Genomic DNA, 23,734 nt, shown 5'->3' on the forward strand with positions numbered 1-23,734 from the left:
GGTCGGTGCGCGCGGCATGGCGCGTCGCGGCCCGCCCGCGCCACGCCCGGCGCAGCCGGGCGCCGGGGCGCCGGGTGTCCCAGGACGCCCCGGCCGCCGGTGGGCGGACCGGCGCCTCCCAGCCGTCGCCGTCGTCGCTCAGCACGGACCGCCCCCGATCGGGAGGGCCGCGGAGGCGGCGCGGGCGGGCCCCGTCGTCACGGCGGCGACCGCGAGGGCGGTGCCGGGCGGGAGCGCGACCGCCACCACCCCGTAGCCGTCGCCGGCGGTGACGCCGGTGCCGACGGGGGTCGTGCCGCCGCGGCAGCGGTCGACGGCGAGCACCGTCCACGGCGTGGGGGTCGCGGGTGTCCCGGGCCGGCGGTCGACGCCGACGAGGAGCGTGCAGGTGCCCCCGGGGGCGCACGGCGGGTGGAGCGCCCGCAGGCGCACCCCCGTCACGTCCCCGTCCGCGGCGGGCCCGACCACCGGCAGCGGCGGGAGCGCGGGCGCGGCGGCCGCCGGGGCCTGCGGGGGGACGCCGCCGGCGTCGTGGAGCCGGGCCAGATCCGCCCGCAGGCGGGTCTGCAGCAGTCCGAGCTCGGTGACGACGACGAGCACGACCGCGAGGACCGCCGCCAGCCACGGCCAGCCCCGCCGCCAGGCGCGTGCGGCGACGCCGCGGAGGCCGGGACGGCGGCGCGGCGGGGGGAAGGCCGGGGTCGGGAGGCGGCGGTCGGGCGGGGTCGCGGGGCTCGTGGACGCAGGGGTGGTCGACGCGGGGCTCATCGTGCGGTTCCGGGGATCGGGCGGGATCAGGCGGGGAGCGAGCGCAGCTCGGGGCGGCCACCGGCCAGGGCGAGGCCCTCGGCCACGCAGGTGCGCGGGCGCTCGGGAACCTTCACCGGCAGGCCGAGCGCGGTCTCCAGCTCCTCGCGCCAGCGCGGGGCCAGCGAGGCGCCGCCGACCAGGACGACGCCGCCGGCGAGGAGGTCGGGCACGCCCGCCACCGGGAGGTCGTCGAGGCAGTCGCCCAGAGCGGCGCCGGCGCGCCGCACCGTCGGCGCGAGCACGGCCTCGATCTCCGCGACCTCGACCGGGACCACGCGGGGGCGTCCGGTGGCGGCGTCGCGGCCCTCGGCGGCCAGGGGTTCGCGGGCCGACGAGGCGGCGGTCTTGAGCGCGTCGACGACCGAGGTCGACAGCAGCACGCCGTGCTGCTCGCGCAGGTGGGCCCGGAGGGCGGCGGTCATCTCGTCACCGGCGTGCCGGCAGGAGCGGCGCGCGAGGACCACGCCGTGGCAGAACACCGCGATCTCCGCGGTCCCGGCACCGACGTCGACCACGGCCTGGACCCGGGGGTCGCCGAGGTCGAGGCCGCACCCGAGCGCCGCGGCGAGGGGGGCGGGCAGCAGGTCGGCCCGGCCGCAGCCGGCCTCCTCCGCGGACTCGCGCAGGGCCCGGCGCTCCAGCGGCGTCGCGTCCACCGAGCAGCTCAGGACGGCGTGCGGCCGCCGGACGTGCCACCGCCCGTGCGCCGTCGCCCGCAGCAGCTCGCGCAGGTAGAGGCGCACGAGGCCGAGGTCGGTGACGGCGCCGTCCCGTACCGGGTGGCCGACGCGCGCCCCCGGCGGGGTCCGCCCGTCGAGGGCCGCCGCCGCGTCCCCGATCAGCAGCTCGCGGCCCCGGCGGGACGGCCACTCCACCAGCAGGGAGGGTGCGTCGTGCACGACCCCCTCGCGCGGGTGGCAGACGACGGTCGTCCCGGTGCCCAGGTCGATCCCGATGGCTCCCACGCGCGTCCCCCTCCGTGTCCCACCCCGAGCGGCCCCACCCCGAGCGCCGTGCGGCGACCGCCGACGCTAGGAGCGGCCCGGGCAGGCCCGGCAGGGTCGATGTCCCTCGCCCCGGGACCCGAAGGTCCCGGCCGTCGCGACCGGACCGAGACCCCGCTCACGATCACTGGGCCACCCGTGTGAGGGCACCCGGAGCCCGACAACCGACCTCGGTGAGCCGCGTCCTGCGGTTCGGGATCGATGAAGAAGGGGTGCTCGCCGGGTGCGTCGTCTGCAGGGTGTGCTGTCGGTGGTGGTGGCGCTGCTCGCCGTCGCCGGGGTGGTCGTGGGGTGCGCCTCCGCGGGTGCGGCCCCGCGCCTGGCGGGCGACGGGGAGCCCCCGGTCGTGACCACCACCGCCGTCCCGGGACGGGCCGACGTCGACCCGGGCGGGGACATCAGCGTGACCGCGCCCGACGCCGCCCTGCGCGACGTCGCGCTGCGCGGCGCGGACGGCCGCGTCGTGGCCGGGGCCGTGTCGCCCGACGGGCACCGCTGGGCCGCCACCGAGGCCCTGGGCTACGGCAAGCAGTACACGTGGTCGGGTGCCGCGGTCGGCGAGGACGGCGCGATGACGCCGGTGGCCGGCGCCTTCACCACCGTCACGCCGCAGCGGGTCGTGCGGGCGCAGTTCGCCCAGCCCGACGACGCCACCGTGGGCGTGGCCGCGCCGGTCGTCGTCCAGTTCGACGGCCCCGTCACCGACAAGGCCGCCGCCGAGCGGGCGCTGTCGATCCGGACGTCGGTGCCGACCGAGGGCTCCTGGGCCTGGCTGCCCGACGACGCGATGGGCTCGCGGGTGCACTGGCGCCCGAAGGAGTACTGGCGCCCCGGCACGGTGGTCGACGTCTCGGCCGACCTCTACGGCGTCGACCTCGGCGACGGCGCCTACGGGCGCGAGGACCTCACCAGCCACCTCACCGTCGGGCGCTCCCAGATCGTGCGCGCGGACGTCACCAGCCACCGCATGGTCGTCATCCGCGACGGCCGGCAGGTGATGGACCTCCCGGCGAGCTACGGCCTGGGCAGCGACCCGAACCGCATCACGCGCTCGGGCGTCCACGTGGTCACGGAGAAGTTCGACGACAAGAGGATGACGAGCGCGCAGTACGGCTACGACCTGGTCGAGCACTGGGCGGTGCGGATGAGCAACAACGGCGAGTTCATCCACGCCAACCCGGCGTCGGCGTCCGCGCAGGGCTCGAGCAACGTCACCCACGGCTGCGTCAACCTCTCGACGCCGGACGCGCGGGCCTACTACGACACCGCGATCTACGGCGACCCGGTGGAGGTCACGAACTCGCCCGTGGCGCTCTCCGCCGCCGACGGCGACGTCTACGACTGGGCGCTGGACTGGGACACCTGGCGGGGGATGTCGGCGCTCTCCTGACGCCCGCTCTCCCCGGCGCGTGTCGGGGTCCGGTGACACGATGGGGGGACACCGGGGTCGGCCCGGGACACGCGAGTTCGGGGGACGCATGGGTCGGGCGCTCGTCGCCGCGCTGGGTGGGCTGTTGCTGCTCCTGGTGACGGCCTGCGGGTCGGGCCAGCCGCCCGCGCCCGGGTCCGCCCCGCCGAGCAGCACGACGCCGGCGCCGCCGCCCGTGGCGGTCGCGGTGTCGCCGACGGCGAACGCCACCGACGTCGGCCCCCGCGCGGACGTCGCGGCCACCACCGAGGGCACGTTCACCGAGGTGACGCTCACCGCGTCGCCGGGCGGCGCGGTGGCGGGCACGCTGTCGCCGGACCGGAAGCGCTGGACCCCGAACGGCCCGCTCGCCTACGGGGCCACCTACACCTGGGGTGGCACGGCCACCGGGCCCGGTGGGGCGTCGTCCCCGGTCACGGGCACGTTCACCACCGTCACACCGGGCCAGACCACCCGCGCGACGATCAACCCCGGCGACGACCGCGAGGTCGGGGTGGCCGCGCCGATCACCATCCAGTTCTCCGCGCCGGTCACCGACAAGGCGGCCGCCGAGCGGGCCCTGCACGTGCGGACGTCGGTGCCGACCCAGGGCTCGTGGGCCTGGTTGCCGGACCAGGACGGCGGCTCGCGGGTGCACTGGCGGCCGAAGGACTACTGGCGGGCGGGCACGCAGGTCGACGTCCGGGCGGACTTCCTGGGCGTCGACCTCGGCGGCGGGGCGTGGGGCCGCGAGGACCTGACCACGTCGTTCCGCATCGGGCGCTCGCAGATCGTGCGGGCCGACGTCAACAGCTTCCGCATGGTCGTCGTGCGCGACGGCCAGACGGTGATGGACGTGCCCGCCAGCTACGGGCTCGACTCGGACCCGAACCGCACCACGCGCTCGGGCATCCACGTGGTCACCGAGAAGTTCACCGACAAGCGGATGATCAGCGCCCAGTACGGCTACGACGTGGTCGAGCGCTGGGCGGTGCGCATGAGCAACAACGGCGAGTTCATCCACGCCAACCCGGCGTCGTCGGGCGCGCAGGGGTCGAGCAACGTCACCCACGGCTGCGTCAACCTCTCCGACGCCGACGCGGTGGCGTACTACAACTCGGCCATCTACGGCGACCCCGTCGAGGTCACCGGCTCGGGGGTGGACCTGTCGCCGTCGGACGGCGACATCTACGACTGGGCGGTCCCGTGGGACCAGTGGCAGGGGATGTCGGCCCTGTAGGGCTCACGCGAAGGCCCGCCGCAGCGCCGCCGCGACGGCGTCCGCGCCGGGGTGGCCCGGCCCGTCCTGCCGGCGGGCCAGCAGCACGCGGCGGGCCTCGCGCGGCTCGCCCCGCACGGCGAGCACCCGCACCCGGGACGCGCGGTCGACGAGGTCGCCCGGCACCGTCGTCACGGCCAGCCCGGCCTCCACGAGGCGGATCTTCGCGAGCCAGTCGCGCACGACGTAGCGCACGTCCGGGCGCTCCCGCAGGCCCGGCCACGCCCCGAGCAGGGCGTCACCGGCGTCCGAGCGGCTGGTGACCCACACCTCGTGCTCGAGCTCGGCGACCTCCACGGCGTCGCGGCCGGCGAGGGGGTGGTCGGGCCCGACCGCGACGTGCAGCTCGCCCTCCCGCAGGCGGGTCAGCCGCAGGGGCGGGCTCTCGGCGTCGGGCGGCCGGAACGGGGCCGCCTGGGCGACGACGGCGAGGTCGACGGTGCCCGCCCGCACGGCCCGGACCAGCGTCGGGGTGGTGCCCTCCCGGACGGTGACGACGACGCCCGCCGGCAGGCTCGCGAGGGCGGCGGGGACGGCGCCGGCGAGTGCCGCGGGGAACGCGCCGAGGCGGACGGGACCGGCCGGTGCGGACGGGTCGGCGAGCTCCGCGACCGCGTCGTCGAGCTCGTCGAGGACCCGCACCGCGCGCCGCAGCAGCATGCGGCCCGCCCCGGTGAGCAGCACGCCGTGGCGCCGCCGCTCGACCAGCGCGTGCCCGGCGGCCGCCTCGAGGGCGGCCATCTGGCGGGACACCGCGGACTGCGTGTAGCCGAGGCTCGCGGCGGCCGCCGTCAGCGAGCCCGTCGCCGCGACCGCCCGCAGCACACGGAGCCCGGCCGGCGTGAACTCTGCCATGCGCATCGAGCATGCCAGCACTGCAGGATCGTCGCTCCCGACATGGCTGATCCGGGCCTAGCGTCGGGGCGTGACCACACCACGCACCGCCCTCGTCACGGGCGCCACCCAGGGTCTCGGCCTCGCGCTCGCCACCGGCCTGGCCGCCCGGCTCGCCCCGTCGGACCGCGTCCTGCTCACCGGCCGCGACGCCGGCCGCGTCGAGGCCGCCGTCGCGCGGCTGCCCGAACGCCGGGCGCGGGTCGAGGGTCGCGTCCTCGACGTCCGCGACCCGACGGCGATCGCTGGGCTCGCCGAGGAGCTGGGCGGCGTCGACATCGTCCTGTCCAACGCGACCTCGCGGATGAGCCCGGAGCAGGACCCCGCCGACGAGGTCGACGCCGTCGTCGAGACGAACAACCTCGCCACGAGCCACGTGCTGCGCGCGTTCGGCCCGCGCCTGCGCCCGGGCGGGCGCCTGGTGATCGTCGCCAGCGCGCTCGGGACGCTGGACAAGCTCGACCCCCGCGTCCGGCCCCGCTTCGCGGCCGCGGCGCGGGGCACCCTCGACGACGTCGACGCCCTCGTCGAGGCCTGGCGGGCGAGCGTGCACGCGGGCCGCGCGGTCGACGACGGGTTCGGCACGTGGCTCAACATCCCGTCCAAGGTCGCGCAGGTCGCCGCCGTGCGGGCCGTCGCGGCCGAGCGGCGGGAGGCCGACCTCGCCTCCGGGCGGCTGGTGCTGGCCCTGTGCCCCGGGCTCATCGACACCGCCGCGTCGCGGCCCTGGTTCGCCGACATGAGCAGCGCCCAGACCCCGGAGCAGGCCGCGTCCTGGCCGCTCGACCTCGTCCTGGCCGACACCGCCGACACCGTCGACCCGGCGTTCCACGGCGAGCTCGTGCAGTTCGGCGAGGTCCTGCCGTGGGAGACCGGCATCCCGGTCGCGCACCGCGCCGTGTCCTAGGTGTCTCCGGCCGTCACGTCTCCCGGTGGAACCGCATGCCGGTGGCCTGCGCGCGCGGCTTGAGGACGATCGTGTCCAGGTTGACGTGCGAGGGGCGGCTCATCGCGAAGGCCACGACCTCGGCGACGTCGCCGGCGGTCAGCGGCTCGAGGCCCTCGTAGACCTTTGCGGCGCGGTCCTCGTCGCCCGCGAAGCGCACCAGCGAGAACTCGGTCTCCACCGCGCCCGGTGCGATCTCGGTGACCCGCACCGGCTGCCCGAGCAGCTCCCCGCGCAGGGTGCGGTGCAGGGCGCCCTCGGCGTGCTTGGCCGACGTGTAGCCCGACCCGCCGTCGTAGACCTCGAGGCCGGCGATCGACGTGATCGTCACGACGTGGCCGTCGCCGGAGTCGATGAGCAGCGGCAGCAGGCCCTTGGTGACCCGCAGGGTGCCGAGGACGTTGGACTCCCACATCCACCGCCACTTCTCCTCGTCGGCCTCGAGGACGGTCTCGGTGCCCTTGGCGCCGCCGGCGTTGTTGACCAGGCCGCGCAGCGGACGGTCCGCCGTGACCAGGTCGCCCACGCTCCCGACGAACGCTGCCACCGAGTCGGCGTCGGTGACGTCGAGGGCCAGGGCGGTGCCCCCGACCTCGTCGGCGACCTCCTGCAGGCGCTCGACGCGCCGCGCGCCGAGCACCGGGTGCCAGCCGTCGGCGGCGAGGGCGCGGGCGGTGGCCGCGCCGATGCCCGAGCTGGCGCCCGTGACGACGGCGAGGGGACGGTCGCTGGCGGGTGTCGGCGCGCTCACACCGACGCACCCTAGGGCTCCGGGCCGATTCCGCCCGGGCTGTGGGGGCGTCCCGGACCTAAGCTGACGGGGTGACACCGGCGGCGACGACGGCGACGGCAACTCCGGCCCTCCGTTCCCGACCCCCGGATCCCGTCATCCGTCCCCATCCCGGACAGCTGCACCGTGTCGCGGTGATCTCGCTGCACACCTCGCCCCTGGCGCAGCCCGGCACGGGCGACGCGGGCGGCATGAACGTCTACGTCGTCGAGACCGCGCGGCGGATGGCCCAGCGCGGTGTCCAGGTCGAGATCTTCACGCGGGCGACGTCGTCGGACCTGCCGCCGGTGGCCGAGCTGGCGCCCGGCGTGCTGGTGCGGCACATCACCGCCGGCCCGTACGGCGGTCTCGGCAAGGAGGACCTGCCCGGCCAGCTCTGCGCGTTCACCGCCGGGGTCCTGCGCGACGAGGCCCGCCACGAGCCGGGCTGGTACGACGTCGTGCACAGCCACTACTGGCTGTCGGGCCAGGTCGGCTGGCTGGTCCGCGACCGCTGGGGCGTGCCGCTGGTGCACACCGCGCACACCCTGGCCAAGGTCAAGAACGCCTCGCTGGCCGACGGCGACCGCCCGGAGCCGTTGGTACGCGTGGTGGGCGAGGAGCAGGTCGCGGCGGAGGCCGACCGGCTCGTGACGTCGACCCAGGCCGAGGCCGACGACCTCGTCGCCGCCTACGGGGCCGACCCCGAGCGCATCCGTACGATCGCCCCGGGCGTCGACCTGCGGACGTTCACCCCGGCCCGCGACCGCGAGGCCGCCCGGGCCGCCCTCGGCGTCCCCGCCGGCGCGGTGACGCTCGCGTTCGTGGGGCGGATCCAGCCGCTCAAGGCGCCGGACGTGCTCCTGCGCGCGGCCGCGGTGATGCTCGCCCGCGACCCCGGGCTCCGGGAGCGGCTCGCCGTCCTCGTCGTCGGCGGGCCGTCGGGCACGGGGCTGGCCGAGCCCGAGTCGCTCGTGTCGCTGGCCCGGGAGCTGGGTATCGCCGACGTCGTGCGCTTCCTGCCGCCCCGCGCGGGCGCCGAGCTGGCGGAGGTCTACCGGGCCGCCGACGTCGTCGCCGTGCCGAGCCACTCCGAGTCGTTCGGGCTGGTCGCCCTCGAGGCCCAGGCCTGCGGCACGCCCGTGGTCGCGGCCGCCGTCGGCGGGCTGCCGACGGCCGTCGCGCACGAGCGGTCCGGCCTGCTCGTCGACGACCACGACCCCGGCCGCTGGGCCGACGCCCTGGGCCGCGTCGTCCTCGACCAGGCCGAGCGCCAGCGGCTCGCCGCCGGCGCCGTCGAGCACGCGGCGATGTTCTCGTGGGAGCGCACCGCCGACGCGCTGCTCGCGACGTACGCCGAGGCCCGCCGGGCCCAGGTCGGCGGGGCGGCGGGGGTGGCGGTGTGAGCGATCCCGGTGACCTGGACGAACGGGAGAAGGTCCTCGTCGCCGCGCTCGACGAGCGCGAGCTGACCTACGTGCGGCGCGGGCCGGGACGGCTGTTCGTCACCCTGCCCGGCACCAAGAAGCTCGCGACGCACTGCTGGCTCGTGCTCACGCCGCACGCGCTGCTGGTGGAGGCGTTCGTCTGCCGGCACCCGGACGAGAACCTCGAGGAGGTCTACCGCTTCCTCCTGCAGCGCAACGCCCGGCTCTACGGCGTGCACTACACGATCGACCGGCAGGGCGACATCCACCTCGTCGGCCGGGTCGCCCCGCACGCGATCACCGACGACGAGGTCGACCGCATCCTCGGCCAGGTGCTCGAGGCCGCCGACGGCGACTTCAACACCCTGCTCGAGCTGGGGTTCGTCACGTCGATCCGCCGCGAGTGGGCCTGGCGCGAGTCGCGCGGGGAGTCGCTGGCGAACCTGTCGGCGTTCGCGCACCTGGTGGAGGACCGCGAGGGCTGAGGGTTGCCGAGGGCCACGCCGCCGGCGTGGGACGGGGGGCATCCGACGCCGGCGACGGGCGTACTGGGCGGTCGGTCGAGGGGTGGTCGACCGACCGGCGATCGTCGTCCCCCCTCGGTCGGGACCGAGTCCTCCTGGCACTGTCCCACCACGGAACACGCAGGACAAGGCGCGAGATTGGGCTGAACGGGTGACCAGGCGTGCGGTCAGGGGGACGAAACGGTCACGCTCGGCCCCGCACCGTCGCGTACCGACAGGTACGTTGGCGTCATCGTTCCGCCGGCTCGACGAGGAGTGCCCGTGATCGTCCGCAGCCCCTTCGACGACATCGACGTCCCCGACGTGGGCCTGCCGGAGTTCCTCTTCGGCGACCTGGGCGACGCGGCGGACCGGGTGGCGGTCATCGACGGGCCGTCGGGGCAGCGGATGACCTTCGGGGAGCTCGCGCACGGCGTCGACCGCTTCGCCGCGGCGCTCGGCGAGCGCGGGCTCGGCCGGGGCGACGTCATCGCCCTGTTCGCGCCGAACACCCCGTACTACCCGGTGGTCTTCCACGGCGCGCTCGCCGCCGGCGTCGCGGTGTCCACGGTGAACGCCCTCTACACGCCCGACGAGCTGGCGTTCCAGCTGCGCGACTCGGGCGCGAAGCTCCTCGTGACGGTCTCGCCGTTCCTCGACCGCGCGCGGGCCGCGCTGCGCTCCGACGGCCTGGCCGTCACCGAGGTCGTGCTCCTCGACGACGCGCGCGACGAGGCGTCGACGCCGATGCCGGAGAACGCGCTGGCGGACCTGCTGACCACCACCGCCGAGCGCCCGTCGGTCACGGTCACCGGCGATGACGTGGCCGCGCTGCCGTACTCGTCGGGCACCACCGGGCGGGCCAAGGGCGTGGTGCTGACCCACCGCAACCTCGTGGCGAACCTGGTCCAGTTCCAGGCGGTCAACGCGAGCACCGGCCCCGACTCCCGGATCCTCGCGGTGCTGCCGTTCTTCCACATCTACGGCATGACCGTGATGATGAACCACGGCATCTACGTGCGGGCGACCGTGGTGACGATGCCGAGGTTCGACCTCGCCGACTTCCTCCGCACCATCGCCGAGCACCGGGTCGACCGTGTCTACATCGCCCCGCCGATCGCCGTGGCGCTGGCCAAGCACCCGATGGTCGACCAGTACGACGTCGACTGCATCGAGATGGTCTTCTCCGGCGCCGCCGCCCTCGACGCCGAGCTCGGCCACGCCGTCGGCAAGCGGCTGAACTGCACCGTGCTGCAGGGCTACGGGATGACCGAGCTGAGCCCGGTCAGCCACGCCATGCCGCAGGACCGCCCGGAGATGGACCTCAACTCGATCGGCGTCGCGCTGCCCAACATCGAGTGCAAGCTCGTCGACCCCGAGACCGGCGAGGAGGGCACGCGCGGCGAGCTCTGGGTGCGCGGGCCCAACGTCATGCGCGAGTACCTCAACAACCCCGAGGCCACCGCGTCGACGCTCGACGCCGACGGCTTCCTGCACACCGGCGACGTCGCCACCGTCACCGACGAGGGCGTCTTCTACATCGTCGACCGGGTCAAGGAGCTCATCAAGTACAAGGGCTACCAGGTGCCGCCGGCCGAGCTCGAGGCGCTGCTGCTGACCCACGACGGCATCGCCGACGCCGCGGTCATCGGCATCAAGGACGCCGAGGGCGAGGAGGTGCCCAAGGCGTTCGTCGTGCGCCAGCAGGGCGCCGACCTCTCGGACGACGACGTCATGTCCTTCGTGGCCGAGCGCATCGCGCCGCACAAGAAGGTCCGCGCCGTCGAGTTCGTCGACGCGATCCCGAAGTCGGCGTCGGGGAAGATCCTGCGCAAGGACCTCCGCGCCCGTGAGCAGGCCCCGGCGTAGGGCTCCTGACCCGCTGTTTCGGGCCTCTGACCTGCGACGACGCCGAATGTCCGACGTGAAGTGTCTGTGAGGCTCAGCGGGCGTGGGCGGTTCGTCTGGAGAATCCACGGAACAGTCACGGAACGGATCTTGCATTTCAGATCTTCACTCCTCGCCGAGTAGATCTTGGATGCGGGCGTTGTAGGCGGCGCGCTCGCCGTCGAGGCACGCGGCGTAGACCGAGAGCAGGACCTTGACCGAGTGGCCGGCTCGCTCGGCGACCTCTGTGGGCGGCACCCCGGCGTTGAGCCAGGACGACAGCGCCGCGTGCCGGAGGTCGTACGGGCGGGCCGCCAGCGGCGAGGCCGCCTGCGCTGGGCTCAGGCCGATCTCGCGGGCCTGCTTCCAGGTCCGGGTGTAGACCGACTCCCGGACGCGCCCACCGGTCGTCAGCGCCGGGAACAGCCTGCCGTCGGGCGCGACGCCGTAGCGGTCCAGGTGCTCGCGCAGGATCGCCACCAGCGCCGGCGGTGCCGGGACGCGGCGGACCGCCTCGCGACGGCGACGCTTGAGCGGGCGGGCGTCGGGGTCGCGCAGGCCGTCGTTGTAGTGCTCGCCCGAGACGCCGGTCAGCGACCCGGAGAGGACCAGCTCGCCCCAGCCGGCGGCCGGGAGCTTCGCGTCGGTGTCGCGGAGCTGCTGGGCCTCTCCGGGACGCAGACCGGCGTAGTAGAGGCAGGCGAAGAACGCCCGGAGCCGCCAGCCACGGTCGCGCTCGGTGCGTCGGTGCCCGGAGACGTAGGTGACGGCGGCGAGAAGCTGACGCGCCTGGGCAGGATTCACCACCACCCGCGGATCGACGCCGCCGGCGACCTGCGCCGTCCCTGTGCGCCGGCCCGTGACGGGGTTGGCGGCCAGGACGCCGGTGTCCACCGCGTAGCCGGCCACCCGGTGCAGCACCGCGCGGCGCTTGTCGTGCGTCGAGGAGGTGACGGCTCGCCCGTCGGCTGCGGTGCCCAGATCGTGCAGGAGCGCGCCGACGGCGAGGGAGTCGCCGAGGTCGGTGGCCGGTCGCGACGCGCGGCGCAGCCACGACACCACGGCCCGGTCCTCCGTGCTCAACGCCTCGTCACGCCGCGGCGGCGGCAGGAGGTGGGTGCTCGCGAGGCGCTGGAGGTCCGTCTCGTCCGGCCCGTGCTCGAGCGGGCGGACGAACTTCGGCGTGATCGCGGCCAGGTTGACCACCGCGGCGCGCCGGCTGTTCGGCGGTGCCGTCGGCCAGATGTGGTCGACGTAGGCCACGGCCAGCTCGAGGAACGAGCCGACGCCCCGCTTGCGGGTCAGCGACGGCGGCAGCCCGGTGGCGACGTCGAACGCCTCGCCGGCCCGACCCGCGCGGACGAGCTCGGACCGGAACGACTCCGCCAGCGCCTTCGTGGCGTACCACTCCGAGTGCTCCCGCCCGGCGGTCCGCCAGCGCACACCCCACGGCCGGCTGCGGCCCGTGCGCTTGGTCAGCTTCCAGAACTGCACCTGGAAGGTGCACTCGTCGCTCATGCCGCGCCGTCCCGGTGGGCGTCGAGCCAGTCGAGCAGGTCGCCACGCCGGACCCGCAGGTGACCGTTGGGCAGCCTGAAGCACGGCGGCGCCACCCGGCGCTCCCGCCACTCGTAGAACGTGTCCCGCGAGACCCCGCCCAGCTCGGCGAGGACCTGGCGCACGGTCAGCAGCTCATCGCGCTCGGACTGCGCTCGCTTGGTGGTCGTCATGTCAGCTCCTTGCCGTGGTGGTCGTGCGGAGGGGTCGGGCCTGCCGGGCGCGCTGCATGAGCCCGGCGACGACGAGAGCGGTGGGGGCGTCGAGGCAGGCCACGGCGGTGAGGGCGCGGCGCTCGTCGTGGCTGAGGTCGAGCCCGACAAGCGGACGGACCAGGGCGTCGATCTGCGCGCCGAACGCGCGGACGTCCTCGCGGCCGGTCATCGGTCGTCCTCAGGGACGTCGGCGGCGCGGTCGGTGGCGGCGCCGAGTTGGTGGGCGAACTCGCCAGCCGAGCTCGACACGGCGGGCCCGAGGGTCGGGAAGGCGGCGAAGAGCAGGACGAGGGTCACGACCCCGGAGACGAGCGCCGGCGCGGCCTTGTGGCTCTTGACCAGCAGGGCGGTGACGAGGCCGGCAATGATGACGATGGCGATGAGGTTCATGCCGCGGCCCGCCGTCCGTGGGCCTGAATGCGGTCGACGTACTCGCCGTACTCGCCGAGGTGGGGCACCCGGATGCGCTCGCAGTCGCACCCGAGGCCGGAGAGGTAGGCGACGCCGGGGTCGGCGTTGGCGTGCACCTGACCGAATGGGCGGGCGTCGTCGCCGTGCAGCATCGCCAGCGAGTCGGCCGGCACCCGGAACGAGAGCCGCAGGGCGAACTGGTCGCGGGCGTAGCCGCCGCCGACCGCGGTGGCCTCGAACCGCTGCGCGAGCGTGAGCACGCGGAACGCGGCCTTGCGGCCCTCGGAGAGGAGCCGCAGCTGGGCGGAGACGATCCGCTCGGCGAGGCTCTTGCCATTCTTGGGCTTCGGGACGGCGCCGGCCGCGCGCAGCAGGCCCGGGAACTCCTCGAGCACCACGAGGACCGTCGGGACGGTCGCCGAGGGGATGACCTTGTCCTGACGCCGCGGAATCGTCGCGAGCCGGCGGTCCATCTCGGCCACGAGCTCATCGAGCAGCGTGGCGTGGGCCTCGACGTCGTGCGTGCCGACCACCTGCCACTCCCGGTGCGCGGTGCCGTCCCAGGGCCGGCCGAGCAGAAGGCCGGTGATGTCGGAGCCGGCGACCAGGACGTCGGGTGCGGCGCAGAGCTGGGCGAGCAGCCCGTAGACGAACGCGGACTTCCCGGAGCCGTTCATCCCCTGGACCGCGAGATGCGCGGGGTCGGCGATGGCGTGCCCGAGCGTGGTGCGGTCCTCGGTACGGCCCAGGAGCACGGCATCGGTACCCGAGCGGGCGAGGACCGGGGGGAGCCCGAAGTGCTCGGCGAGCGGGTCGGCCTCGAGCAGCACGAGGCGTACCCACCGCCCGGCCAGCGGCTCGATGCGCAGGCCGTGGGCGCCGAGGGTGTGCGCCATGCGCGTCCCGGGTTTGCGGAAGTCCTCGGGCTCCTGGCCCGGCATCAGCTCGACGGTGAAGCTGATCGGCGGTCCGACGCGGACCTCGCCGACGCGCGGGGTGCGGACGGTGATGCCGGCGGCCACCGAGACGTAGTGGCAGACCCGCAGGTACTCGCACGCGTCGCGGAACTCGCCCTTGAGCGTGTAGGCGAAGGCCAGGACCGACGCGTCGTACTCGCGCTGGGCCCGTCGCTCCCGCACCCGGCCGAGGAAGCCGGGAGCGCGGTCGCGCCCGGAGCGGTGGCCGAAGGGGCGCGGTCGGAGGTGCTCGATCGCGGGCATGGTCACGCTCCCCTCTCGAATCGGTCCTGGCAGCAGGGGCAGAGCTGGCCGTCCACGGCGGGCATCGCGAACAGCAGCGAGCAGCCGGGGCACATCGGCTCGAGGTCGACGTCGGGGTGTGGGACGCCGGAGCTGCGCTGGCGCCGGATGGCGCGGAGCTCGGAGGGCGTGCGTCCGGCCCAGATGCCGAAGGACTGGCCGGAGTCGACGGCGTACGTCAGGCACTCCCGGCGCACCGGGCAGGAGACGCAGACCTTGGCGGCGGCGAAGAGCTGGGCCGCCGTCTCGGGCGCGGTGTAGTCGTCGACGTCGGGGAAGAACAGTTCGGGGTCGCTGTCGCGGCAGGCCGCGAGCTGCTGCCAGCTCATAGCTACGCCGCCTCGTCGCGCTTGACCGGACGCGGCGCGGGGGCTGCGACGGGACGGATGCCGTCGGCCGAGAAGGACACGTCCACGCCCTTCGCGCCGTTCCGCGCGCCACGGACCTTCGCCCGCAGTCCCGGCAGCTCCACCGGCGAGTAGGGGGCCAGCTCCGGGGCCTCGTGGGAGACGACGCGGACGCCGTGCAGCTCGTGGCGGCCGTCGCGGCCGGTCGGGAGCATGACGTCGTAGATGCGCACCGGTGCGCCGGTGTCCTCGTCGATGAGCGGCTGGCCCGTCGAGCGCCGGCCGTTCGGTCCGTCCTCCCAGCGCTCCATGGTCTGTCCGTGGCCGGTCGCGATGGCCTGCATCTGCCCCGTGTCGATCGGGGCGTTGAACTCGAACATCGGTGGTTCTCTCCTGTTTGCATTCGCGAAGCCTTTCTCCGCTCTGACACCAGGAGACGGCTCTGAGCAGGGCGAACGGGAGCCGACAGGGGGTGACACGGGGGTGACACGGACGCTGTCACCCCTTCTCTGAGTAGGCCCGATGCCGCACACTCGGCTCGGATCTACGAAAGGGGGTGTCGGAGTGACGGAGCTACGTCGAGCGCGCGAGTCGTTCGGGTGGTCGCAAACCAAGGCCATGAGCGAATTGCGGCGTCACGCCGGCGCCCGCGGCATCCGCCTGCCCGAGCCGGCGTCGCTGAAGCGCTACTTCTCGCGGTGGGAGAACGGCGTCGTCGAGCCCGGCGAGATGTACCGGGACCTCTTCTGCGCGGCTTACCGACGCACCGCCGTCGAGCTCGGTTTCACGCCGCTGCGGCACGCGCCGGCTGTCCAGGCCGAGCAGCTCCTCACCAGCTTCGCTCTGTCCGAGGCCGCCGGGCCGGGCAGTGGTGCCGAGTACGCGCTCCGTCTCGACGCCGTGCGGGTCCTGGACCGGCAGCTCGGCGCGCCGGCCGCCCTCGACCAGCTCCGGGCCCTGTCGACGTCGGTAGAGGCCCTGCTCAAGCACGCGGTGCTGCCAACGGCACGGCGCCCGATGGCCGGTGTCCTGGCCGACGCCGCCTCGCTGGCGGGGTGGCAGGCGCTCGACACCGGCGACCTGGACCAGGCGTGGAGCATGCATCTCACGGCGCAGCACGCGGCACGTGAGGCCGAGGACCACCCGGCACTCGCCCACGCGATGGCTCAGCAGGCGTACGTGCTCCTCGATGTCGGGCGCAAGGGTGACGCCCTGGCCCTCGCTGTGGCGGCGAAGGACGCGGTGCGGGCGGGCGCGCCGGACGTGTTGATGGCGTGGCTGCACGCTGTCGAGGGCGAGATGGCGGCCGCGTGCGGCGACGAGCTCGGCGCGCGCCGAGCGATGGACCTGGCGGCCGCGGTCGTGCCCGACGAGGGGTCAGACTCCGACCCGCTGCCCTACATCTCGCTTGACGCCTCGCACCTGGCCCGGTGGCGGGGGAACGTGGTGGCCCGCCTTGGGGACGTCCAGGCGACCGAGGACCTGTTCGCGGCGCTCGAGGGGATGGACCCGACCTTCACTCGCGCTGGCGCATCCCTGCGGTGCGACCTCGCCGCCTCGATGCTCGCCCAGCACGACCAGCGCGAGGCCCGGAAGCACGCCGCCGACGGACGCGTCCTGGCGAGGAAGGCCGGTTCAGTGCGCCAGCGCCGGCGTTTGGACGCGCTCCCGCTGTCGGCTTAGCCCTTGCCCTGCCGCTCCATCAGGAGAGTGAGTAGCCCGACCAGCGGCCCAGAGCCAGCGATCTCGCCCCGCTTGACCATCCCAGGGATGTTTGCCAGCGGCACCCATTCGATGATCGCCGCTTCCTCGGCGTCCGACGGCTCGCTTACCTTCTCAGCCCCCTCAGCCGTCCAGACCTCGTGCGGCGTGTCAACCATTCCCGGCATCGGCTGGAATGACACGAGGTGCCGCATTGGACCAGTGGCCCGCCAGCCGGTCTCTTCCTCGAACTCTCGCGCCGCCGTGACCGCTGGCGCCTCATTGAGGTCGGCGATTCCGCCGGGCAGTTCCCAAGCCCATTGATCCACAGCGAAGCGGTGGCGCCACATCATCAGAACCTCGTCTGCGTCGTTCACAACTGCAGCGGCCACAACGCGCGCCAAGCGTACGACGTGGTGCTCGAACCGTTCCCCGCCGGGAGGCTCAATATCAACGAGCGTTAGGCGCACCCACTCGTTGTCATAGAGTATGCGTTCACCGAACACTCGCGTCCGGATGTTCTCGGGGCCCTCTGCTCGCTCCACTGAGCAACCGTAGCGCGCTGACGAGCCGCTGCGCGTGCGACCATCAGACGGGTAGCCCTCCCCAGCGGCGCGAGCCGCTTGAAGTCCATGCGGGTAGTAACTCCTCCAAGGGCTGACGCGATGACTGTCCACAGCTAGGGTTGCCACGACCAACGTAAGGGGGCGCCACCGTGACGCTAGCGGATACGGATAATCCCTTCGACGCTAGCGCCACTGCGCTGGGGTACGCCTACCAGTTCCGTTACGCGCTCTCTTGCGCATTCGATAAACTACGTACCGGCTACGACTGGACCATACGTATCGAGGCCGCAGACGACGTTGAGGTGGTCGGCTCCAGTACTCGTGAATTGCGTCAATTGAAGCAAGTTAAACGAACGGCCAATCTCACCGACCTCTCCGAAGACCTATGGAAGACGCTGCGCATCTGGGCGCAATTAGTCGGCGCTGGCAAGATTCATTTACCGAAGACCGTGCTCTTCCTGATCACTACGGGTCAAGTTCCGCCCTCGTCTATTGCCTCGAAATTGCAGGGCGACTCCAGCAATCAAGACTTGCGCGAGATCGATCGTCAATTGATTGAGGCCGGTAAAGGGTCCAAGAACCAAACTGTAATGAAGGCTCTTGCTGAGTATACTAAGTTGGATGACAGCGTAAGAGTTGAGCTCCTGAGCAGCGTTCGTGTACTGAATTCCCAAAGCGATGTACACCAACTGCGAGACAAGCTTCTGGGCGACCTTCGCGCTGGAACCCGTGAAGAGCACGTTCCTCAACTGCTCGAGCGCATAGAAGGCTGGTGGTTCCAGGCGTGTCTTGAATGCCTTGCTAAGACCCGTGATGGCATAACAGGGCCAGAATTTGACGTCGTTCTCACCGACGCTAGAGACCGGTTTCGACCCGACAACCTTCCGGTAGATCCCGATTTAGTTCAAGCAGAGTCGCCAGAGCTCGAATCCTTTGAGGATAGAATCTTCGTGAAGCAGATTGAGCTAGGAAGCCGCAACAGGGCTCGAATTCAAGCGGCCGTACGTGATTACCTGAGGGCTTCCTCGCAGCGCTCAAGGTGGGCGCGCAAAAATCTTCTCGTCTCCGGCGAGCTTGAGGACTACGAGCGATTACTGCGCGAAGAGTGGGAGCTCGTGTTCAACGACTGTTGCGACGAGCTTCCGGAAGGGAGCGACGAAGAAGCCAAGGCCCGGATCGCGAGGAAGATGATTGGTTGGGCGGAGCAGGCTCGCTTTCCTATACGTCCCTTCTGTACTGAACCTTTCATATCCCGCGGTTCCTACCACATGCTTGCTGACGAGCTGGCAGTCGGCTGGCATCCGGAGTACATGGTCCGCCTAATGGCGATCGTTGAAAGTGGGAGCGGGTCGGGCAGTTGACCTCTCCGACTCGTAAGCCGAGTGCTAGCGAGGCTCTCTTCAACCCGGCCTTCATGTGCCTACTCATTGTTCGAGCCGCCGCTGGCCACATCTCTTATGGTGACCGGCCGATCCCGATCCCGTTAGCTCAGGTTGCAGTAGCTGCCTCCCTAGACGAAGGTATACGTCTCTCGCTAACTCACAACATCGCCTCGAATTTGACCTCCTGGATTCGGAGCAACCCCGGTCAGCATGCGAGGATCGGCCGTGTGGCGCCGACGGTCGTCGGCCCGTTCCGTCAGGGGATGATTTTTGGGCTGCATTACGGTCATCTATCACTTCAACAGGGTCGGCTAGCCACGGGGGAACGAAGAACAGTTGTGAGACTCACTGGCTTCTCTGAGGATATGGCGGCCTGTCAACGCGCTGCCCGTTATATGGGCCGATGGTTGTGTAAGAGTGGCTCTCCCTCTACCGTTCTTACTCTGCTTGGAGTTCGAGCTTGACACTTCAGATTTCGAGTGTGCGACTTTACAATCGCCGTGGGGAAATTCGCACGATCGACCTTCGGCCCAATCGGCTCAATATCATCACTGGCGCTTCAAAGACCGGTAAGAGCTCGATCGTCGAGATCGTCGAGTACTGCTTTGCGAGTGCCGCTTTCACTGTCCCTGTCGGGGTTATCCGAAATACTGTTTCTGTCTATTCGCTGCAGCTCGAGACACCCTACGGTACTGTGATCTGCGCTCGACAGCCACCCGCGAATGACCGCCAGAATACTACAACGATGCATGTCAGCTTTCGCAATCCTGAGTTGGGTCCACCGATTCTTTCTGAGCTCGAACACAACGCAAACCTAGACGATGCGCGGGAGTTTCTTTCAAAAGTCTGCGGAATAGAGGAGAACGAGACGTTCGTTGGTTCGGGGGTCAGGCCCTCGTATCCGGCAGATATACGGCACGCGTTGTTTTTTGTGCTCCAGGCGCAGAACGAAGTTGCGAACCCGGATATCCTGTTCCATTCTCAAGCGGAGGAGTGGTTTCCGCAGTCCATCCGGGACGTGTTTCCTTACTTCCTTGGGGCGGTCAGCCGCGACTACGTCCTGAGGCGACAGGAGCTCACCTCCCTCGAGCGGGAAATCCGTAAGCTGCGTCGTCAAGTTGGCGAGGACAACGCGCTGAGGATAGCGTCCGGCCGGGTGCAGGGACTGGTCCGAGAGGCTCAGTCGGTGGGCTTGATCCCCGATGCATTCGATCCGTTAATCTCGAACTCCAACGCGCTCACGCTTCTGGCCCAGGCTCTAGATCTGGACGTGGATGCTGACGTCGACAGTTACGAATCGGCAGGCCAGGTCGCGGACCTCGTCGCGACGCGCGAACGGCTGCGACAAGAGCTTTTTGAAGCGCAGACCGAAGCGTCGAATCTCCGCGCGCTCCTAGCCGCCCATGATGAGTATGGGACGGAGACGAGAGAGCAGCAGGCGAGATTGTCTAGCTTGGCTCTCCTCCGACTGGATGGCGAAGAAGGCGATCAAGTAGAGGCTTGTCCGGTGTGCGAGTCTGTTCTCCTGACCCCCGTGCCCCTCGCCTCCTCAATTAACCGCGATCTCGCGTCCATCGAGGATGAGATCGGAGAGGTACAGCGCAGTGCGCCACGGGTCCGGGAATTACTCGGTTCGACACAAGATCGTGCGCAATCTCTCAACGCTCTGCTTCGTGAGAATCAGGTAGAGATCGATGCGGCGCTTGCGGCGGAACAACGGCTAGAACGCCTACGCGATCTCGCGCTAAGGCGATCGAACGTTCGAGGCCGTATCGGCCTATTCTTGGAAAGCGTCAATCAGGAGACCGAGAGCGGTCTGACTGAAGCGGCAATCCAAGACTTGGAACGACGAGCTGAGGCGCTTCGCGCCGAACTCGACCCAGACGATGTGCGCGAAAGAGTAAACAGCGCGCTGTCGAGGATTGCGGCGCTGACAATGGCCATAGCCCGCCAGCTGTCGGCCGAATACGCGGAGAATCCAGCGAGACTTGATCTTCGTTCTCTTTCTCTGATCATCGACACGGATGCCGGCGCACGAGAGCTAAGTGAGATCGGAAGTGGCGCGAATTGGGTGGCGTACCACCTGGCGCTGTTCTTGGCTCTCCAGGAGTTTTTCATCTTCAACGACCGCCCGGTCCCTCGCTTCCTTATTCTCGATCAGCCATCACAGGTGTACTTTCCTGCCGACCATGGCGATGAGCGAGAGCTCGGCGGTGAAGATCGCGAGGCGTTGTCCAGGTACTTTAGGGTCATCATTGACCGTATCGCTAGCTCCGGTTCAGGGTTCCAGGTTCTGGTTTTAGATCACGCGGACTTGGAAGAGGAGTGGTTCCAGGACGCTGTGATTCAACGTTGGCGAGATGGAGAGGCGTTAGTGCCCGCGGCTTGGATCAATAGCGGTGAGGCTACTCACTCGGCGCCTTGACCTGCGCTCGACCGCCGACTTGTTCAGCCTCCTGTCCATAAGTGGCCCCGCTCGTGGCCCTCGCCACGCTGCCCATCTTCCCGCGCCTCGATCTGCTTACGTCACCGAGGGTCGACAAGGCTCCTGAAGCGGCGGGGTTTATCGCTCCTCTCCAGGGCTCTTCCTTGTAACCAGTCGAGCCCACGCACGGATAGCCAGTGCCGAGCCGCGTCAAGGCCACCGTCTTCCGCAACGGCCAGCAGTTCCGGCCCGAGCTGAGCGCGCTCGATGCACTCCCAAGCGTCCACGGTCAGCGGGAGCCGGCTGTCGGAGTCCAACTCCTCGGCTGCGACGTCCTCGTCGGTCACCTCGCCTCCGAGCCCGGCGAGCTTACGGAGGTCCCGCGAACCGGTCGACCACGTCAGCTGGCGGCGGCCTTCGCTGGCCTTCTCCCACTCCCACCAGCGCGCGACCGCGGTGTCCTCGCACGTGTCGACGGCGTCAGCGAGGAGCTGCATCGGGGTACGGCCGCCGGGGCGTCGGCCTTCCTTGCGGTGAGACCCGGTGACCTCGTGCGCGATCTTGGTGAAGTAGTCGGCCAGGTCGCCGTCGCCAAGCTGGACCTTGCGGAGGTCCCAGCCGTGGTCCTCGGAGGCGTCGAAGCCCTTGCGCTCCAGCGCGGCGCGCCAGCGGGCGAACATGCGAGCTCCCACTGATCCGGCGACCAGTTCGGCGGAGACATGGGCGCCGAAGCAGAGCAGCGCGTGGATGTGGACGTGCCACCCGTTGTCGCCGTCGGTGACCTCCACGACCCGCGCCCACCCGAGCAGGCCGCCGAACAGCTCCTGGTCAGCCTTCCACGCTGCCCCGCTCGTGACCCGGGCCCAGGCGTCGGAGAGCACGTCCCAGCAGCCCTTGCGCTGGCGCAGTGTGTTCTCCTCGATGGCGTCCGCTTCCGCCTGGCGCTCGTCGAAGTCCCAGCGGCTGGCGTTCGCAGCCTCGTAGCCCGCGCGGTTGTCCTCGAGCTGGCGCAGCCTCGTTCGCTCGTCCTTGGTCAGCCCAAGCCGGTCGCCGCGGTCATGGCGCATCGTGAGGGTGACCAGAAACGCTGACCCGCCCGCATCGTCGACCGCGCGCATCACCTTGGACAGCTCGTCGGCGCGGCGGGTGGCGATTTTCGCGGCGCATTGCGGGCAGCACCACACCGACCCGCACGAGGCCAGCCCCGAGTAGCCGGCCGTCCTAGTCCCGTCGCTGTTGCTCGTGACCGCCAGCGTCACCCCGCAGTCCGGGTCGAGCGGCACACCGCAGTTCCGGACCCGCCGCAGGCTGGTGACCTTGCGCAGCTGACCGCGCCGCTGCCACCGGGTCTCGCGTCGGTGCTGGGCCTTCGCCACCCGCTCACCCGGGCTCAGTCGCTCGTTGGCTCCACGGCGCTGCCTGGTCTGGTGAAGACCTGTTCGCCCATTACCGAGAACCCGCCCGCTCACCGGACACCACCAGCGGTCAGGGCCGGCGCTGGCGCGCCGGCGTGGCCCGGCCCTGCCGGGCCACGCCTCCCCGCACCCCCAATGACTGCGTCGGGGGCGGGGCGGCGGACCCGGGCGGGCCAAGCCACCACGACGACGACAGCGACGACCTGGACCACGGCGGCCACCTGGAGCAGGACGAGGCTCGGCCTCCGGCGGCCAGGCGCTCCGCCCTGGACCAGGGCACCGACCTCAGGAGAGCCCCCACCGACTACGAGCTCGGGGACGGGGGAGTGGTGGTCGGGGCGGGGCCTCACCCGCGACGACGCGCCCGAGGGCTGCCAGACCGCCCGCACAGCCGCAAGCGCCACCGGCCAGCACCCGCGCCGGTCATCGACGACAGGGGCGCTTGCACCTGCACGGGCGGCCCGGCAGGGCAGAGCCCGCGCCGCCGAGGGAGAGACCCCGGAGCCGCTCCGTGCGCGGATAGTCGGAGTGGTCGCTGTTTGACGCGGCGTTGGCGTCGGGCAGCCGAGTTGCACTGGTTCACCAGCGCAGCCAGTCGGGACGGCTTCGCGCGCGGCGACCACGGTTGTTGCGGCGGGGTCGTCGCCGACGTTCACCGGTCGGTCGGGCTGCGTAGGCCGCGGCGTGTCGCGTGCACGGTTCGCTAAGCAGCTAGAGAACACCAGCCGTGATCGGAGTTGGGGCGCGGTGTCTTGTCGGGTGCGCGTCCGGTGGTCCCGGTCTTCGACCGCATGCGGAACGATGCTCGCCACGACTGGCGCGACCGGATCGACAGCCCTCTCCGTGACCGACGATGCGCGATCGTGACCCCGTGCCGACTGGTGAGTGACGTGAGCCAGGCGGACGCTGAGGACCCACAATCTGAGCGGGGGCCGCTCGTGTTCGCCGAGACGCCACGCACGATCCTTCTGGTTGGCGCTCTGGGCGCCCCCGAGATAATGAGTATCGCCAACTACTGCGACCAGCTCCACCGTGGCGGCCAGGCCGCGCTGCACCTGAACATGGCCGGCGTGACCGACTGCCACCGGGCTGGCCTCGACGGGCTGCAGGCCCTTGCCGCCGGGCCGTCCACCATGACGATCTCCATCAGCGGTGCGCGCTGGGGCCAGTTCATGGTTCTCCTCAGCCGGGCACCCATGCTTGAGGTCCAGGACCTGTGCGACTCCGTCCGCGCGCTCATCCGTGGCGCGCCACCACCCATCGCGGGCGCTACCGGCGAGCCAAAGCTCGCCTAACCTGCCTCCGGGCCAGGCCACGCACCTGATGTAGAACGCGCCCAGCGACGCGACCTCGCGGGGTTGAGCGGCTCGAGCCGCGACCTGGGAGGTCGAGGGCCCCGTCCGGCGAACTCGGCACTCGGCGGTATGAGCGTGCGGGCGACGGGGACATCCTTGCCCATACCCGTAGACCCTGAAGGTTCGGGAGCGGATAGGCGCCGGGGCTCGGTCCGAGACAAGGGGCGCCCCGGC

At 71.5% G+C, this 23,734-nt stretch carries 24 protein-coding genes; 11 read left to right on the forward strand and 13 right to left on the reverse strand.

Translation table 11 applies throughout. The features are described 5' to 3' along the window. Positions 1–138 precede the first annotated feature (138 nt). Positions 139–768: a hypothetical protein gene (locus ABD994_RS26715; protein ID WP_345423019.1), complete on the reverse strand. Its 630-nt coding sequence runs from the start codon at positions 766–768 to the stop codon at positions 139–141. 26 nt (positions 769–794) lie between these two features. Then, positions 795–1,775: a rod shape-determining protein gene (locus tag ABD994_RS26720; protein WP_345423022.1), complete on the reverse strand. Its 981-nt coding sequence runs from the start codon at positions 1,773–1,775 to the stop codon at positions 795–797. Positions 1,776–2,037: 262 nt separating this feature from the next. Between ABD994_RS26720 and ABD994_RS26725 the strand changes: the two genes are divergently transcribed. After that, positions 2,038–3,204, forward strand: coding sequence for a L,D-transpeptidase (locus tag ABD994_RS26725; protein ID WP_345423025.1), 1,167 nt, complete (start codon positions 2,038–2,040; stop codon positions 3,202–3,204). Positions 3,205–3,292: 88 nt separating this feature from the next. After that, on the forward strand, positions 3,293–4,462 hold the full coding sequence (locus ABD994_RS26730) for a L,D-transpeptidase (protein WP_345423028.1): 1,170 nt from the start codon (positions 3,293–3,295) through the stop codon (positions 4,460–4,462). 3 nt (positions 4,463–4,465) lie between these two features. Here ABD994_RS26730 and ABD994_RS26735 read toward each other — a convergent pair whose 3' ends face one another. Further along, positions 4,466–5,356, reverse strand: a complete 891-nt coding sequence (locus tag ABD994_RS26735; protein WP_345423031.1) for a LysR family transcriptional regulator — start codon at positions 5,354–5,356, stop codon at positions 4,466–4,468. A 70-nt stretch (positions 5,357–5,426) separates the two neighbouring features. Here ABD994_RS26735 and ABD994_RS26740 point away from each other — a divergent pair, with 70 nt between their 5' ends. Beyond that, entirely contained in the window at positions 5,427–6,302 is an 876-nt protein-coding gene (locus ABD994_RS26740) for an SDR family NAD(P)-dependent oxidoreductase (protein WP_345423034.1), read from the forward strand. A gap of 13 nt (positions 6,303–6,315) precedes the next feature. On the opposite strand, the gene ABD994_RS26745 is transcribed toward ABD994_RS26740, so the two are convergent. Then, positions 6,316–7,092, reverse strand: coding sequence for an SDR family NAD(P)-dependent oxidoreductase (locus ABD994_RS26745; RefSeq protein ID WP_345423037.1), 777 nt, complete (start codon positions 7,090–7,092; stop codon positions 6,316–6,318). A gap of 158 nt (positions 7,093–7,250) precedes the next feature. Between ABD994_RS26745 and mshA the strand changes: the two genes are divergently transcribed. The 3 genes from mshA to ABD994_RS26760 all read left to right on the forward strand — a co-directional run bounded on the left by mshA (position 7,251) and on the right by ABD994_RS26760 (position 10,909). Further along, positions 7,251–8,516, forward strand: coding sequence for a D-inositol-3-phosphate glycosyltransferase (mshA, locus tag ABD994_RS26750; RefSeq protein WP_345423103.1), 1,266 nt, complete (start codon positions 7,251–7,253; stop codon positions 8,514–8,516). Further along, positions 8,513–9,022: a type III secretion system chaperone family protein gene (locus ABD994_RS26755; RefSeq protein WP_345423040.1), complete on the forward strand. Its 510-nt coding sequence runs from the start codon at positions 8,513–8,515 to the stop codon at positions 9,020–9,022. The genes mshA and ABD994_RS26755 overlap by 4 nt, the downstream gene beginning before the upstream one ends. Before the next feature lie 300 nt (positions 9,023–9,322). Then, a complete protein-coding gene (locus ABD994_RS26760; RefSeq protein ID WP_345423043.1) occupies positions 9,323–10,909 on the forward strand; it encodes a 4-coumarate--CoA ligase family protein in 1,587 nt (528 codons plus the stop codon). Positions 10,910–11,053: 144 nt separating this feature from the next. On the opposite strand, the gene ABD994_RS26765 is transcribed toward ABD994_RS26760, so the two are convergent. From ABD994_RS26765 to ABD994_RS26795, 7 genes are read right to left on the reverse strand one after another with little or no spacing between them, the layout of a single operon-like run. Then, entirely contained in the window at positions 11,054–12,445 is a 1,392-nt protein-coding gene (locus ABD994_RS26765) for a tyrosine-type recombinase/integrase (RefSeq protein ID WP_345423046.1), read from the reverse strand. Next, positions 12,442–12,657: a helix-turn-helix transcriptional regulator gene (locus ABD994_RS26770; protein ID WP_274200419.1), complete on the reverse strand. Its 216-nt coding sequence runs from the start codon at positions 12,655–12,657 to the stop codon at positions 12,442–12,444. Before ABD994_RS26770 ends, ABD994_RS26765 begins: the two co-directional genes overlap by 4 nt. A gap of 1 nt (position 12,658) precedes the next feature. Further along, positions 12,659–12,868 carry a hypothetical protein gene (locus ABD994_RS26775; protein WP_345423051.1) on the reverse strand — a complete coding sequence of 70 codons (210 nt, stop codon included), beginning with the start codon at positions 12,866–12,868 and terminating at the stop codon, positions 12,659–12,661. Then, a complete protein-coding gene (locus ABD994_RS26780) occupies positions 12,865–13,089 on the reverse strand; it encodes a hypothetical protein (protein ID WP_345423054.1) in 225 nt (74 codons plus the stop codon). The genes ABD994_RS26775 and ABD994_RS26780 overlap by 4 nt, the downstream gene beginning before the upstream one ends. Then, the gene (locus ABD994_RS26785) at positions 13,086–14,330 is read right to left on the reverse strand and encodes an FtsK/SpoIIIE domain-containing protein (RefSeq protein WP_345423057.1); all 1,245 of its coding nucleotides are present in this window, start codon (positions 14,328–14,330) and stop codon (positions 13,086–13,088) included. Before ABD994_RS26785 ends, ABD994_RS26780 begins: the two co-directional genes overlap by 4 nt. 2 nt (positions 14,331–14,332) lie before the next feature. Beyond that, entirely contained in the window at positions 14,333–14,698 is a 366-nt protein-coding gene (locus ABD994_RS26790) for a WhiB family transcriptional regulator (protein ID WP_345423060.1), read from the reverse strand. A gap of 2 nt (positions 14,699–14,700) precedes the next feature. Continuing rightward, entirely contained in the window at positions 14,701–15,096 is a 396-nt protein-coding gene (locus ABD994_RS26795; protein ID WP_345423063.1) for a hypothetical protein, read from the reverse strand. A 142-nt stretch (positions 15,097–15,238) separates the two neighbouring features. On the opposite strand from ABD994_RS26795, the gene ABD994_RS26800 reads away from it, so the two are divergent. Continuing rightward, on the forward strand, positions 15,239–16,399 hold the full coding sequence (locus ABD994_RS26800; RefSeq protein WP_486303755.1) for an NsdA family TPR-like regulatory protein: 1,161 nt from the start codon (positions 15,239–15,241) through the stop codon (positions 16,397–16,399). On the opposite strand, the gene ABD994_RS26805 is transcribed toward ABD994_RS26800, so the two are convergent. Beyond that, complete coding sequence (locus ABD994_RS26805; RefSeq protein ID WP_345423069.1) at positions 16,396–16,962, reverse strand: NUDIX hydrolase; 567 nt, start codon at positions 16,960–16,962, stop codon at positions 16,396–16,398. The two genes, ABD994_RS26800 and ABD994_RS26805, sit on opposite strands and share 4 nt — an antisense overlap. A 170-nt stretch (positions 16,963–17,132) precedes the next feature. On the opposite strand from ABD994_RS26805, the gene ABD994_RS26810 reads away from it, so the two are divergent. The 3 genes from ABD994_RS26810 to ABD994_RS26815 are packed head-to-tail and all read left to right on the forward strand — an operon-like array spanning position 17,133 to position 20,790. Then, positions 17,133–18,344, forward strand: coding sequence for an ABC-three component system protein (locus ABD994_RS26810; protein WP_345423072.1), 1,212 nt, complete (start codon positions 17,133–17,135; stop codon positions 18,342–18,344). Then, positions 18,341–18,829 carry a three component ABC system middle component gene (locus tag ABD994_RS31740; RefSeq protein WP_425550132.1) on the forward strand — a complete coding sequence of 163 codons (489 nt, stop codon included), beginning with the start codon at positions 18,341–18,343 and terminating at the stop codon, positions 18,827–18,829. Before ABD994_RS26810 ends, ABD994_RS31740 begins: the two co-directional genes overlap by 4 nt. A gap of 17 nt (positions 18,830–18,846) precedes the next feature. Continuing rightward, on the forward strand, positions 18,847–20,790 hold the full coding sequence (locus ABD994_RS26815) for a DUF3732 domain-containing protein (RefSeq protein ID WP_345423075.1): 1,944 nt from the start codon (positions 18,847–18,849) through the stop codon (positions 20,788–20,790). A gap of 101 nt (positions 20,791–20,891) precedes the next feature. Here the strand turns inward: ABD994_RS26815 and ABD994_RS26820 are convergent, their stop codons facing one another. Next, the gene (locus ABD994_RS26820) at positions 20,892–22,166 is read right to left on the reverse strand and encodes a rep family protein (protein ID WP_345423078.1); all 1,275 of its coding nucleotides are present in this window, start codon (positions 22,164–22,166) and stop codon (positions 20,892–20,894) included. A gap of 929 nt (positions 22,167–23,095) precedes the next feature. Between ABD994_RS26820 and ABD994_RS26825 the strand changes: the two genes are divergently transcribed. Beyond that, positions 23,096–23,500 (forward strand): hypothetical protein, encoded by a 405-nt coding sequence (locus ABD994_RS26825; RefSeq protein ID WP_345423081.1) that lies wholly within the window; start codon positions 23,096–23,098, stop codon positions 23,498–23,500. The last annotated feature ends 234 nt before the right edge of the window (positions 23,501–23,734 follow it).

This window comes from Actinomycetospora chlora (assembly GCF_039542135.1).
Taxonomy (GTDB): Bacteria; Actinomycetota; Actinomycetes; order Mycobacteriales; family Pseudonocardiaceae; genus Actinomycetospora; species Actinomycetospora chlora.